Genomic DNA, 14,200 nt, shown 5'->3' with positions numbered 1-14,200 from the left:
TTTCCTAATTTATCTTTGTATAATTTCATCTTCCAAATCTTTTGGAACATTTTTTCTTTTCATAGCAGGTCCATAAGCATTATCTGTTCTATTAATATTAATTTGTTGAGTAGGATAAGCGATATGAATATCATCTTCTTTCATAAATGCATCTAATATTTCAGGACTTATTGTACTTCTTAAAACCAATGCAGCATAAGAGTTTGTTAAATACCAAGAAGATATTACAATACCTTGAGGTTCAACAAAAGTGAAAACTCTTGGTTCCACACCAGTTGCTCTTAACTGATATTTATTTCTCATTTTTGATAACTGTTTTCTTGTAATATCAGTATAACCTTTTGAATAATGTTTCAAAATATCTCTAGCTATTTTTTGAGCTTTTTTATGGTTTGAATCAAAAGTAATTGTAATATCAATTCCATCCCAAACTGTTCTTAAACCTGAGTGTGTATAGTTTGAAATAAGCTCAGAAAAAATATAGTTATTTGGAATAAAAAATATTCTTCCACTTCTTCTATTTACCATATAAGAAGTCAAAGTAATATCTTCTCTAATTGTAATTTTAAATAAAGAAATATCCAAAACATCTCCAACAGTTTCAACATTACCTTTATTTACTTTTATTCTATCTCCAACTTGAATAGATCCAGATGTAACAATAACCATCCAACCAAAAATAGACATAAACCAATCTTTTAGGGCAATAGCAATACCAGCTGATGCGAATCCGAGGATTGTTACAAGATATGAAACATTATCTATATATGAAAATAAAATAAGCATTACGATTAAAAATACTAAAGTAAAATTAATGATTTTATTTATCATATAATAATTTTCATTTTGAGAAAAATATCTTTTCAAAGCTAGTTTTACTAAAAATGCGATTACTGATAAAATCATGATTATTATAAAAATAACAACCATTTTTTGAACTTGTTGAGATATTTGATTTTTGATTTCTAAAATAACTTGTTCTATTTTTCTAGTATAAACTTCTTCTGTTGTAGATACAATTTCTAAAACCATAACAAAATCTTTTTTCTGTTTGTCTAAAAAAGTAATTTTTTCTTTGTATTCAGGTTTTTGGTCTAAATTAAACAATTCTAAATATAAAAGTAACTCTTCATCTAGTTTTATTGTCAAATAATCAATATCCGATTCTAAAGTTTTGAATATCTTTTTATTGTTTTCTAACTTTTTTATTTGAGATAAAGCATTAATAATTCCAAAAGGATTTGTAATATTTTCATATTTTTCAATTTCAGGTGGATTAATAAGTCCACCAATAGGAGAACCTTTATACTCATCTATTAACTCTAATTCATTTTCTTTTACTCTTATTTTATTGTGTAATTGATAAGCTTGCTCATCTGTAATATTTGTTTTTCTTTTTAAAGTATCACGTAAAATAGCAAGTTCTGTGGAAATTTTACTATATGAAAGATAATTAGAATATCTTTTTAATAAAATATTATCTTTTAATTCAGTTTCAATTTTTGAAATAGTTTCAAGTAAAGTATTAACCTGAGCTATATTTTCTAAATCTTGTTCTTTACTTTTTAAATCTTCAAGTTCTTGATTTTTTTTAATCTCTAACTCTTTTTGAGCTTCTTCATATTTTTCATTTATGATTTTTTGCTCTATTTTTTTAACTTCAGCTTTGTCTTTTTTATCAAGCGTTGTTATATCATCATTTTCAGCAGCCCATAAGAAACAACTAATAAATAGTAAAATTGCTAATTTTTTAATCAATTTAAAAACCTTTTAATATTTCAATAACATCATTTTTTGTAACTTCATTAGTGATTTTACAATCACCAAGACCAACTGGAAGAATAAATTTAATTTTATTATCCAAAGACTTTTTATCTAAGAAAAAGTGTTCATAAAAATCTTCCACATCTTTGATTTTATAAGTTGTTGGAATTTTATATTTTTCTAATAGATTTTTCACTCTTAATTCTTCATCTTTGCTCATAAGTCCAATTTTAACTGCCAATGCATTAGCCATACACATCCCAATTCCCACAGCTTCACCATGTAAAAATGTATCATAGTTTGTTTCATTTTCAATAACATGACCAAAAGTGTGACCATAATTAAGTGCTGCTCTTATTCCTAACTCTTTTTCATCTAAAGAAACTACATCCGCTTTTGTTTGAACAGATTTAGCAATTGCAATTCTGATATTTTTATCATCATTCAAATCATTTTCTTCTAACCACTCAAAAAAGTCTTTGTTAAAAGTTACTGCCATTTTTACAATCTCAGCAACTCCTGCTCCAAACTCTCTTTTTGGTAAAGTTTTTAGAAAATTTGGGTCAATATAAACAGCAATTGGTTGGTGAAATGCACCAACAAGATTTTTTCCAAATTTATTATTAATCCCAGTTTTCCCACCAACACTTGCATCAACTTGAGAAAGCAAAGTTGTAGGAATTTGAACAAAATCAATACCTCGCTGATAAATAGAAGCTGCAAATCCAGTCATATCTCCAATAACACCACCACCAAAAGCGATAAGCAAAGATTTTCTATCAAGTCTATGTGTAAAACAATGAGCTAACATATCTTCAATTGTTTGCATATGTTTGTACTCTTCACCATCTGGAATTGTACAAACACTGAGCTCACGTGCCTTTAATTTTGTTTTTAAATACTCCAAATGAAATCCACTTACTGTTGGATTTGTAATAATCACAACTTTTCTATCAAAATATAGTTCGTTCAATTCATCTATAAAAATTTCATAAGAGTTATCATGGGGTAAAGTTATTTTAACAGTCATTTTATCTATCCAAATATTTATTTAATAAGGTTTTTATATTAACCAAAAAAAGCTAAAAATAGATTGAAAAAGCCCTATTTTATGACTTAAAAAGAAAATAAAACAACATTCTAATATACTTTAGGATATAATCAATAAAAAATAAGATTAGAAGGAAACATTATTAAAACTTTTACATCAATGAACTTAGATGAAAAAATCATAAATGCTTTAAAAGATTTAGATTACAAAGAAGCAACGGAAATACAAAAAAAAGCTATTCCAATTGCTTTAAAAAAAAGAGATATTCTAGCAGCTGCCCAAAGTGGGACAGGTAAAACTGCTGCTTTTTTATTACCAATATTAACAGAACTATTAGCAAATAAACAGCCAAACAAACCAATTCTTAGAGCTTTAATTTTAGTTCCAACAAGAGAATTAGCAACTCAAATATCAAAAGCAGTTGATGATTTTTCAAAATATATGGAAGTAGAATCAATAGCAATGGTTGGTGGAGTTTCAACAAAAGACCAAGAGAAAAAAATAGTAAAAGGTCTTGATATTTTAGTGGCAACATCAGGAAGATTGATGGAACACTTAAAAAATGGAACTGTTGATTTATCAAGTGTTACAACAGTTGTAATTGACGAAGTTGATACGATGCTTGATATGGGATTTTTAGAAGATATTGAAAAAATTCTTCCAAGTGTTGGACCAAAAAGACAAATCATGATGTTCTCTGCAACTATGAATCAAAATGTTAAAAAACTTGCAAAAGAATTTTTAACAGATCCAGTTGTAATTGAAGTTGCTCAACAAAGATCAGCTGTAAAAATCATTGACCAACAAATTGTTTTAGTTGATGAAGCAAATAAAGCAGCAGCATTATCATATATCATTGGTTCAAAAAACTATTCTCAAGTTTTGGTTTTTGTAAATATGAAAATTGAAGCTGATACTTTAGTTGAACATTTAGAACTTGATGGATTACCAGCTGGTTGTATTCATGGAGATGTTAGACAAACAGCTCGTGCAAAAGTTATGAGAAAATTCAAATCAGGAGAAATTAGAGTTTTAGTAGCAACTGATATTGCAGCACGTGGAATTGATATAGAACTTTTGCCTATAGTTGTAAATTATGCTCTACCTGAAACTGTAACTGATTATACACATAGAATCGGAAGAACTGGACGAGCTGGAAATCCTGGAATTGCTTTAACGCTTTTAAGTGTTAAAGATTATAAAATGATGATTGATATTGAAAAAGAGTTAATTATCAATATTCCAAGAACAGAAGTTGAAGGTTTTGAAGCAACAGAAAAAAAACCAAGACTATTTAAAGCAAGACCAAAAAAACTAAGTGTAAAAAAAGCTGAAGCTGGAAAAGTAGCTAAAAAAACAGGTTTTGCAAAAACAAATGCCCCTGAAAAAAAACCTGCCAAAAAGAAAAAAATCACTAAAAGAGATGATAATAGAAGTTTTGGGAAAAAATAAGAGAAGTTAAAACTTCTCTTTTTTTACTTTAGGCTCTCGTAAATCTCTTTTATTGTTTCCATAAAATATCTATGATGATTTGGAGTCTTTGCTACTCTATAATCTTTTATTCCTAACTTATGAGCAACTTCTGCATATTCCATATCTAATTCATATTCTGTCTCTGAGTTATCAACTGTAAATGATATTGGATAAATTATTACCTTTGATTTTATCTCTTTTAACTTATCTTCCATATAAGGTCGCAACCACTCCATTGGTCCTAGTCTTGATTGATAGGCAACGTGGATTTTTTTAAAAGAAATATTTTGAGATTCAAGCTCTTTTTTTGCACATTCAACATTTGCTAAAATATGTTTTTGGTATAAATCACCTTTATCTATGATTTTTTTAGTTAAACCATGGGCTGAAAAAATAAGCTCAAAATCTTGTGAATCTTCGCCTTTTAAAGCCTCTTTTATTCTTTCAACTATTGCTTTATTATAAAATTTATTGTCATAATAACTATCTATTGTTTTGATTTTTTTATCAAGATTATATTTTTTTGCAACTTTTACGAACTCTTCAATTGATGATTTTGTAGTTGTACTTGAATAGTGTGGATACATTGGAATTGCGTATATTTCATCGTAGTTTTTTAGTTTTGGCATAATATCACTTGCAAAGGGTGGAGTGTATCGCATTTCATAAAAAACATCAGCATCAAGTTCTTTATTTAATCTTCTCACTAATCTTTTAGTGTGTCCAACAATTGGAGACATTCCACCAAGTTTTTCATAGTTTTTTTGTGATTCTTTTAATCTTTTAAAAATTATTATTTGTCCAATCATTGCTCGTATTGGCTGAGGAGCACCTATAATATATTTATCATTAAACATATTTCTAAGAAATACTTTTACTTCATTTATATTATTTGGTCCACCCATGTTCATCAAAACAACTGCTCTTTTCAATTTTTACCCTTTTCTAAAATTTCTTTTGTGATTTTGTGTCTAAAATCAAACATCTTTTGTAAATCTTTTTTTACAAATCCTTCAAGTAATTTTCCCAAAAATCCAAAGGGCATTTTAAAAGTAATTACATCTTTTAATTCACTCATATTTCCATGTTTTATAAATATATGTTTATGTTCCCAAAAAGCAAAAGGCGATTTTAAGGCTAAGTCTACCAGTAAATTTGGCTCATCAATTTTTTCTATTTTAACTTCCCAATTCATTGGTATAAAATATTTAGTACTTTTGATTTTAAGTATTTGTCCAATTTGTGGTTTAAAATCTTTTGTTAATAATTCAACACGAGTATCAGGAGGAGTAATAAATGTTAGATTATTTGTGTCTAAATGAAAATCAAAAAGAGATTTTATATCACAGTTTATATATGAGCTTTTAATAAATGTTTGCATTTTGTCTCCTTGTATAAATATTTTATACAAGGATAATTTACAAAAATAAAGATAGTTTTAATAGGTGATTTTTGTCAGTTTATAAACTTCTTCTTTCAATATACTCTCTGAAATCTTTTGCACCCTCTTTTGAGCTAGTTACAATTTCATCAATTCCCTCAAAAGAGATTTGAAGTTTTGATTGTTCTACACTTTTCATTGATTTGATTTTATCAACATTTACGATGTAAGATCTATGAACTCTAAAGAAATTTTTGCCACTTAAAAGTGTCTCTAAATCCCCTATTTTTCTTCTTACATAAGCATCTGCATCTTTGATTCGGACAATTACTTCATCTAAATCTGCTTTGATGTAATAAATATCACTTATATCTATTAAATAAAGTTTATCGCCTCTTTTTCCTAAGATTTTTTTTGATTGTTCATGCGATGAACTTTTAAAATTTCTGATTTTTTCTAAAATATTTTTTATATCATTTGACTCAATTGGTTTTACTAAATATCCCATTCCACCACTTTTATAAGCTTCAAGAGCAAACTCTGAATAAGCTGTTTGGAAAATAATAAAAGTTTTTGGCTCAAGTTGAATAATAGAATCAGCTAATTCAAGTCCTGTAATATTTGGCATAGAAATATCCAAAAAAACCGCATCAAATTTTGTTTTTGTTATCTCTTTTAGTGCATCAATTGGATTATCAAAAGCTGTTATATCTTCTATTCCATTTTCATTTAACAACCTTTTTAATCTGCTTAAAGCTAAACTCTCATCATCAACAATCATTATTTTCAATTTTTATCCTTTAATTCTATTACAAATAACATCTTATCATCTAACTTTTCAAACGATAAATTGCCCACTTTTTGAAGTTCCAATCTTTTTTGAAGATTTGATAAACCCGTTCCAAATTTCACTATATTAGCTATTTTACCATCATTTTGTACTCTTATTCTGTCTTTTGAGAAAGTTATATCAATATTCAAAGTTTTTCCCAAATATCCATGTTTTATGGCATTTTCTACTAAAAGTTGAATTGAAAACTTTGGTATTCTGATGTTTTTAAATTCACTAAAATCTTTTATATTTAAAACTATTTTTTCATCGAATCTTACATTTTCAATATTCACATAAGTTTTTACCATAGAAAGTTCTGTTTCAAGGGAAATTAGACTCTCTTTATTTATAGCATTTCGCAAAAATTTTGATATTTCAATCACTGCATTTTCAGCTTTTTTTTGGTCAACATAAATCAACTCAGAAACAGAATTTAAAGCATTAAATAAAAAGTGAGGATTTAGCTCATTTTCTAAAGCTTTTAGTTTTGTCTCTAAAATTTGCGTTTTTATCTCTTCATTTTTGTATTTCATAGAGATAAATTGATGCAAAATCAAACCAACCAAAAAAGTCAAAAATCCAATTGTAATAGAAATGTAAATCCAAAATGGCGAAATAATATGCAAAATTTTAAAATCACCAAAAGAAAAAAGAATAAAAGAAAAGCTAAAACCCAAAAATCCAGATAAAAAAGAGAATATAAAACTAATCAAATACCAAAACTTTTTTTCTACCTTTGGAAGAATAAACTTATTTGAAACTGTAATCAAAAAAAATGCAAATAAAGAGATAAAAACAGCAGTACTTGTACTAAAAACAATCGTTGAAATATTTTGTAAATCATAACTTATAAAATAAAAACATAAAGATATAAAAAACCCAAAAAATGACCCAATTATGATGATGTAAAGCCAATCTTTTGGTGCGATTTTTAGTTCAACTGTTTGCATTTACTTCCTTACATCTTTTATTTTTTCAAATCCTAAAGTATAATTAAATTTATCAATATTAGTTTTTAACATCTCAAAATACATATATTTATCTTCTATTTTGTACTCTTTAATATTTTCATTTCTATGTCCATAAGCAATTGAAAAAATACGTGAAGTTGAAATTTTAAATAGAAAAACTATATTAGGATTACCTTTTGCCAATGATGCAAAAAAACTTGCAAAAATACTCCTATAACTTTTATCTTCTATTCTGTCCAAATAAATATAAAGCTTATCCTTTGTAAACTCTATAAAATCATTCTCAATAGGTATATTATTTTCTATTAATTTTTTAAATAAGATTTCTTTTTTATATTCATACTTTTTTATATCTTCTTTATCAATTACAATCCTATCTGCTTGTTCAAGTTTTAAAATAATTCTATGTTCTTTTTCATAAATCCATTCGTCACTTTTTTGTTGAAAAATTTCATATAAAAGCCTATCTATACCCAATGCATAAATATTTGAATAATCCCTATCAAATTTATCAATTTTATAAATAGGTTGTTTTCTATATTTTACTGGTATACAGTTGCCATCAAAAACAGATTTACCCCAAGTACCATCAAGTAAAACTAAATCACTAATTATTGAACTTTCATAAAAATAAAATGCGATTAAACCACCTTTATGCTCATTTGCATAATGACTCCACATCAAAAGATTATCTTTTGATTCACTAAAACTTATAACACCAATTTTATGTTTTTCTTTTTCAATATAATCTACTACATCAAAATCATAAAAATCATCAAGTTCTCTTACTAATTGTTTTAAACCATTTTCATCATAGTTTGCTTCAAAGGGGTCATTTAATGTACTTAATTGAGTAGCTCTAATATATCCATCTTTTAGTATATAATCAAGATTGCTTACATATTTAAATAAAAGCATTAACTTATTTTTCCTTCTAACTTTTATTATTTATATTATTCTAGCTAATTAATATAAATCTATTATATTTTGTTTAATTCCTTATTTAAAACCCCAACTCCAATAGCAACTCCTGGCCAGCCTTGCCCTGCAAAAACCGTATCACCTACATTGTACAAACCATCAAATGGCGTGTTGCAACTTGGAAGTTGAAAAATTGTTTTTGCTGTTATTGGTTTTCCGCCACAATTACTTCGATTTATATATCTATAAAAAGTTTTTGAAGTGGCTGAAAATAGTGTTTTTATGTTTTCTTGTTTTATATTATCAAAATTATTCAAAAACTCTTTTATTATAAAATTTTGTGTGAACTCTTTTTTAGCTTCATATTCATCTTTTGTTAAACCTTCCCAAAATATGGCTTTTGAATGGGTTGAAATTGTGATTGAATATCCATCTTTTGATAATTTCTCATCATTTATATCTGAAATTGAAACAAAAAATGAGTTTGAAATACAATTTGGAATATTTTTTTTTAAAATAATTTGATAGTGATGTAAAAGTTTCTCTTTTGAATCTAACTTCAAATAAACCACAAAAGCACTTTGGTCTGAAAATGAAAATTTATCGTAATATTTTTTTATATTTTCATCTAAAAATAGTTTTGAACTTTCAAAAATTGCCGAATTTAATATCACTTGTGAAGCCAAATATTCATCTTTTGTGGAGATTAATCTATATTTGTTTTGCTCTTTTTTTATTGAAATTATTTGTTCTTTATTTTGAACATTTACATCTTTTAATAAATCTTCTATTATTTGTCCCATTCCACCAATTGGATAAAAAACCTTATGAAATGGATATGATAACCCCAAACTCATGGCTAAAAGTGACAAATCTTTTGAGTCTGTTTGAAGAGTTATTAAAAGTTGCGCATTTATAAAAGCTTTGTACTCTTTTGAAATATTTGGCAAAATTTCATTTATATATCCATCTGCTGTTTTAAAAAGCATAAAACCAAACTCTTTTAAAAGTTCAGCTACAAACAAAGCTGTTTTAAAATATTCTTGAAAACCATATTTTGCAAAATATACTTTTTTTAAATTCCAAAATTTTTCATCTATTTCTTTGATTGTTTTCCAAAAAATTCTATTGTTTTTGTGATAATAAACGCTGTTTAATTGGGTTAAAAACTCTTCAAAATTTTGTATTCTATCTACGATTTTTCTATTCTGAATAGTTCTAATTGCTATTTTACTTTGAATAATATTTGGAATAATCCCTACTTCGTCAAAGATATTTTTAATTGGATGATTATTTTCATAACCTACAAAAGTTGTGGCTCCTGCGTTGAAATAAGCGGCATTTCTTTTAAAAGTTGAAGCACAACCTCCTAAGTTTTTATCCTTTTCAAAAAGGATTAAATCTTTGTTTTTATTTAAAGCAGAAATCAGACTTCCCCCTATTCCACTTCCAATAACAACTATATCAACATTTTTCATTGTTTGCTCTTTTGAACTCTTCGATTGCTCTTTTTCTTGAAAACTCTATTGAAACTATTTGTTTTGGATAGTCTAAAAATAGATTTGATTGAACACCATTTTCACTATGAATGAGTTTTGTATTTACATCTTTTAGTTCAGGAATTACTGATTTTATAAAAACAGCATCTTTGTCAAATTTTGCCGATTGTAAATATGGATTAAATATTCTAAAATATGGCACAGAATCAGCTCCTGTACTTGCTGCCCATTGCCAAGAACCTACATTTGAACTTGCTTCATAATCAAGAAGTTTAGAAGCAAAATATCGTTCCCCTTTTTTCCAATCAACTAATAAATTTTTTGTTAGATATGAAGAAACTATCATTCTTAATCGATTGTGCATTGTTCCAGTTAAATTAAAATATCTCATGGCTGCATCGATTATTGGAACACCTGTGTTTCCTTCACACCATTTTTGAAAAACTGTTTCATCTTCATTCCAGTTTACTTTTATTTCATTTAGATTTGATGTTTCACTTTTTGGAAAATGAAATAAAATATAGTTGTAAAACTCTCTCCAAAAAAGCTCTCTTATAAAAAACTCCTTATTTTCAGTTCGGGCTTTTAACTCTTTTATTTTATTAAAAACTTGTCGTGGAGAAATTAGTCCAAATCGTAAATGAATAGCTAAATTTGAAGTTGCATTTTTATCAAAAAAATCCCTATCAATTTTATAATTATCTATTTTTTGTTCAAAATCTTCTAGTAATTCATCTGTGCTTTTTTGTAAAAACTGTGGCAAAGTTTGTTTTATAAAACCCATGTTTTCAAGTGTTGGAATAAAATCAAAATCATAAGAGATTAATTTTAGATTTTTATTTGTTTCAAACTCTTCAAGTCTATATGAATTCCAAATAACACTTAAGTTTTTATAATATGGAGTAAAAACTTTATAAGGTGTTTTATCAGCTTTTAGGCAATCATTTGGATGAGTTATAAATGAATCCGTAAAGGTTTGCATTGGGATGATTTTAGCTATTTCTTCATCTCTTTTTTTAGCATAATTATCAAAATCAACTGAACATAAAATACTATCAAAACCTTGATTTTTTAGACTTTCAAAAACCTCTTTTGGAGTTGAATAAAATATGGCTAAATGTAGCCCTATTTCTTTCAAATCTTGTTTTAGTTTTAAAACAGAGTTATAAATAAATGTTACTCTTTTATCATCTCTTTCAAGTTTGTCTAAAATATTTTTATCAAAGATAAAAATAGGCAATACTTCATCTTTTGCAAAACTAAGAATGGCACTATCTGCAATTCTTAAATCTCGTCTAAACCACAAAATTTGTTTCATTATTTGTAGGCCTTAATGTCGCTTCTTAAAGATAACTCTTTTGGATATGGATTTAAAAACTTTTGCACTTTTAAATACTGAACATCAAATCTTTTTACATATAAATTTATGATTTTCATAACGGCAATTAAAGGAATAATTTTGTCTTTAAACTCTTGAAGTGCTTGTAAAATATCTTCTTTTTCCTCTTTTGTGATTAGTTTTTTAAAATATCCAAACATATGAAGTAAAACATTGTAAGTTTTATTTACATTTCCTTTTAGGCTTATTGCTTTTAAAAACTCTTCTTTATATTCAAGTAAAATTTCATCTAACTGTTTTTTCTCTTTGTTTGCAACGATTCTGCCAAGTGTTGTATATGATTTTTGAGCTTTTGAATAAATCAGATATTTGTAAGAAGTGTGAAAAATCACTAGGTCATTAAAACTAGGATTTGATTTTATAAAATTATGTAAATCTTGATATGCAAAAATTTGCATCAAAAAGTTTTCCCTAAGCCATGGGTCAATTAATCTTCCCTCTTCTTCAACTGGCAAATAAGGATATTTTTCTTTTATCTGTTTTGCAAAAACTCCAACACCATTTTTTACACTTGGCGCGTTAAAAGGTTTATATACTTTTACCCTTTCAAGCCCACAAGTGGGAGACGATGATTTTAAAATAAAACCACATAAATCATCATTTTGGATTTTATTTGCACACTCTTTTGAGATATTTTCAAGCTCAAAAGTTACATCTTTTGGATTTTTTGTAGAAGTTACAATTTTAAGTTCACCAGCTTCACTTAAAGTTTGTCGAATTGCCTCTCTTGGACTTCCCCAAATTATAGTTTCAGGACAATAAGGAACTGTTTGGAAATATTTTTGTAAAACATCAATAACAAACTTATCATTTGCTCCAATACCATCATATCTACATTGAGTGCCTATTAGACAAGCTGATACTCCTAGTTTCATTATAAATCCTTTTTTGTTTTATTTTATACTAAAAAAAGGTCTTCTTGTAGGTAAATATCTTCTGTTTATAACTTTATGTTCATTCTTTTTAGAATTTCATAGGTTTTTGTTACATCATAAGTTGCACTATGGTATTTATCCCCATCAAACTCTATTCCATAATATAAACAAGTTTCATCGAGTTTTGGATTTTTTAATCTTCCACTTTTTCCATAAGCTTTTACAATTTCTTTATTTCCAGCCATTGTACAAATATGTTTTTTGAATTTTACTTTATTATCAATATGTCTTAATTCAAAAGTAATATTATGGGCAATTAAAGTTTCACTACTTGAACAAAACTCTAAAAAATCTTCATCTTCTGTGAAATATGAACAATAAGATTTATCTTTTCTATAATCAAGTATCAACTCAGGTGTTAATCTATGAACTGCAAAAGAAAAATAATTTACTGGATACCTAGATAAATAATATCTATGAAATTTATCTAAAATATTAAAATTTTTATCAATTCGCACAGCTGCCACTTCTATTACATCGCCAATATTACTTGTATTCGTTTCAAAATCTATTATTATCACTATTTTTTTCTCTTTTTTTAATTATTTTAATAAAAATAATTTTTCTAACTTTGTTCTTATTATATCAAAACTTAATAATAATTTAATCTTTAAAGGAATAAAATTTATTAAATGATAAAAGGAGTAAATTATGCAAATAAATTCAAACTCTACAATAAACCAAAATGTTTATTCAAGTGCAAATCAATCATTAGCTAGAATTGCAACAGGAATTGAATTAAACCAATCGAGTGATAATGCTTCTAGTTTATCTATTGCGACTAGTTTATTAAGTCAATCAAATGGTTATTCTCAAGCTATTGAAAATACAAATTCAGCAATAGCAGCAACACAAATTGCGTCAAGTGCGACAAATGAACAATCTAAAATTTTAGATAATGTAAAAGAAAAACTTTTACAAGCTTCAACTGATACAACAAGTAAAGAAGGAAGAGAATCTATTTTAAAAGAAATAAAATCTCAACTTGATCAATTTGATAAAATTGCAAGTAGTACAAACTACAATGGTCAAACTCTACTTCAAAAAAGTTCTACTGATAATTCAGCATCAGATGAACAACAATATCAATCTGGATTAGTAGGCGAAGACATAATTGAAACTTCAAGTGTTCAATCAAATACAAAAGGTTTAGGATTAACAGCTTTAGCAAATCAAGATTCAGCAACTTTTAGTTCAAGTGATGCAAGAAGTTTTTTAGAAAGTGTAGATAAAGCAATAAATGGACTAAATGATGTAAAAAGCGAATTTGGGACAGTTCAAAATCAACTTGAAAGTTCAAGTAGAAACCTACTCACTCAACAAACAAGTACTTTAAATGCAGCTTCATTGTTTGATACTGATTATGCAAAAGAGTCATCAAATTTTTCTAAACAAAATATTTTAGCTCAAATTGGAGCTTATGGACAAGTTCAGTCGAATAATGTAAATCAACAAAATGTATTGAGACTTCTTTCTTAACTAAAAATTTTATAGGCTCAAATAATTGAGCCTATATTCTTTATCTTCTATATCCACCATGATGTCCGTGATGTCTTTCATAATAGTATCTTGGAGGTGGTGGAAATCTATCGTAATTTTGATATACAATAGTAACCTGTGGTCTTCTATCATAATAGTAATCATCGTAATATCTATCAGTTCTTACATAAGTTGTTGATCTTTCGTAGTTGTTATCATAATAGTTATTTCTATAAGAGTTATTATCATAATATGTATTAGAATAAGATGGTGTTCTAGAATTATTTGCAATACCTGCACCAATTAACCCACCAGCAACTCTTGCAACATCTTTTCCATTACCTTTTCCAATTTGATTACCAATCGCAACACCAATTGTAGCTCCAACAAGTGTATCAAGACCTATTGAATTATTATCTGCAAAAACTAAAGAACTTGAGATAAAAAGTATTGCTAATATTTTTTTCATTTTATAACTCCTGTTATATTTATGAT

General features: G+C 26.8%; 14 protein-coding genes. 2 read left to right on the top strand and 12 right to left on the bottom strand.

Annotation, left to right across the window (positions count from 1 at the left end):
* Positions 1-9: 9 nt before the first annotated feature.
* Both ASUIS_RS06290 and aroB read right to left on the bottom strand, forming a co-directional pair.
* Positions 10-1,758, bottom strand: a complete 1,749-nt coding sequence (locus ASUIS_RS06290; RefSeq protein ID WP_118886221.1) for a mechanosensitive ion channel domain-containing protein — start codon at positions 1,756-1,758, stop codon at positions 10-12.
* A 1-nt stretch (position 1,759) separates the two neighbouring features.
* Complete coding sequence (aroB, locus tag ASUIS_RS06285) at positions 1,760-2,794, bottom strand: 3-dehydroquinate synthase (protein ID WP_118886220.1); 1,035 nt, start codon at positions 2,792-2,794, stop codon at positions 1,760-1,762.
* Between the two features lie 180 nt (positions 2,795-2,974).
* Here aroB and ASUIS_RS06280 point away from each other — a divergent pair, with 180 nt between their 5' ends.
* On the top strand, positions 2,975-4,267 hold the full coding sequence (locus tag ASUIS_RS06280) for a DEAD/DEAH box helicase (RefSeq protein ID WP_118886219.1): 1,293 nt from the start codon (positions 2,975-2,977) through the stop codon (positions 4,265-4,267).
* Positions 4,268-4,290: 23 nt separating this feature from the next.
* Here ASUIS_RS06280 and hemH read toward each other — a convergent pair whose 3' ends face one another.
* The 9 genes from hemH to ASUIS_RS06235 all read right to left on the bottom strand — a co-directional run bounded on the left by hemH (position 4,291) and on the right by ASUIS_RS06235 (position 12,747).
* Entirely contained in the window at positions 4,291-5,220 is a 930-nt protein-coding gene (gene hemH, locus ASUIS_RS06275) for a ferrochelatase (RefSeq protein ID WP_118886218.1), read from the bottom strand.
* Positions 5,217-5,669: an SRPBCC family protein gene (locus tag ASUIS_RS06270; RefSeq protein WP_118886217.1), complete on the bottom strand. Its 453-nt coding sequence runs from the start codon at positions 5,667-5,669 to the stop codon at positions 5,217-5,219. Before ASUIS_RS06270 ends, hemH begins: the two co-directional genes overlap by 4 nt.
* Before the next feature lie 79 nt (positions 5,670-5,748).
* Entirely contained in the window at positions 5,749-6,450 is a 702-nt protein-coding gene (locus ASUIS_RS06265; RefSeq protein WP_226800048.1) for a LytR/AlgR family response regulator transcription factor, read from the bottom strand.
* Between the two features lie 5 nt (positions 6,451-6,455).
* Positions 6,456-7,451 carry a sensor histidine kinase gene (locus ASUIS_RS06260; RefSeq protein ID WP_118886215.1) on the bottom strand — a complete coding sequence of 332 codons (996 nt, stop codon included), beginning with the start codon at positions 7,449-7,451 and terminating at the stop codon, positions 6,456-6,458.
* Complete coding sequence (locus ASUIS_RS06255) at positions 7,452-8,390, bottom strand: DUF2971 domain-containing protein (RefSeq protein ID WP_118886214.1); 939 nt, start codon at positions 8,388-8,390, stop codon at positions 7,452-7,454. It lies immediately after the preceding gene.
* 62 nt (positions 8,391-8,452) lie between these two features.
* Positions 8,453-9,871: a phytoene desaturase family protein gene (locus tag ASUIS_RS06250; RefSeq protein WP_118886213.1), complete on the bottom strand. Its 1,419-nt coding sequence runs from the start codon at positions 9,869-9,871 to the stop codon at positions 8,453-8,455.
* Positions 9,858-11,210: a cryptochrome/photolyase family protein gene (locus tag ASUIS_RS06245; RefSeq protein ID WP_118886212.1), complete on the bottom strand. Its 1,353-nt coding sequence runs from the start codon at positions 11,208-11,210 to the stop codon at positions 9,858-9,860. The genes ASUIS_RS06250 and ASUIS_RS06245 overlap by 14 nt, the downstream gene beginning before the upstream one ends.
* The gene (locus tag ASUIS_RS06240; protein ID WP_118886211.1) at positions 11,210-12,166 is read right to left on the bottom strand and encodes a DUF523 and DUF1722 domain-containing protein; all 957 of its coding nucleotides are present in this window, start codon (positions 12,164-12,166) and stop codon (positions 11,210-11,212) included. The genes ASUIS_RS06245 and ASUIS_RS06240 overlap by 1 nt, the downstream gene beginning before the upstream one ends.
* Positions 12,167-12,231: 65 nt before the next feature.
* Positions 12,232-12,747: a 3'-5' exonuclease gene (locus tag ASUIS_RS06235; protein ID WP_118886210.1), complete on the bottom strand. Its 516-nt coding sequence runs from the start codon at positions 12,745-12,747 to the stop codon at positions 12,232-12,234.
* Between the two features lie 130 nt (positions 12,748-12,877).
* On the opposite strand from ASUIS_RS06235, the gene ASUIS_RS06230 reads away from it, so the two are divergent.
* Positions 12,878-13,705 (top strand): flagellin, encoded by an 828-nt coding sequence (locus ASUIS_RS06230; RefSeq protein ID WP_118886209.1) that lies wholly within the window; start codon positions 12,878-12,880, stop codon positions 13,703-13,705.
* 40 nt (positions 13,706-13,745) lie between these two features.
* On the opposite strand, the gene ASUIS_RS06225 is transcribed toward ASUIS_RS06230, so the two are convergent.
* Positions 13,746-14,174, bottom strand: a complete 429-nt coding sequence (locus ASUIS_RS06225; protein ID WP_118886208.1) for a glycine zipper 2TM domain-containing protein — start codon at positions 14,172-14,174, stop codon at positions 13,746-13,748.
* Positions 14,175-14,200: the final 26 nt, after the last annotated feature.

The organism is Arcobacter suis CECT 7833, assembly GCF_003544815.1.
Taxonomy (GTDB): Bacteria; Campylobacterota; Campylobacteria; order Campylobacterales; family Arcobacteraceae; genus Aliarcobacter; species Aliarcobacter suis.
The sequence above is the reverse complement of the archived record's forward strand: the minus strand, read 5'-3'. Positions and strand labels throughout refer to the sequence as shown.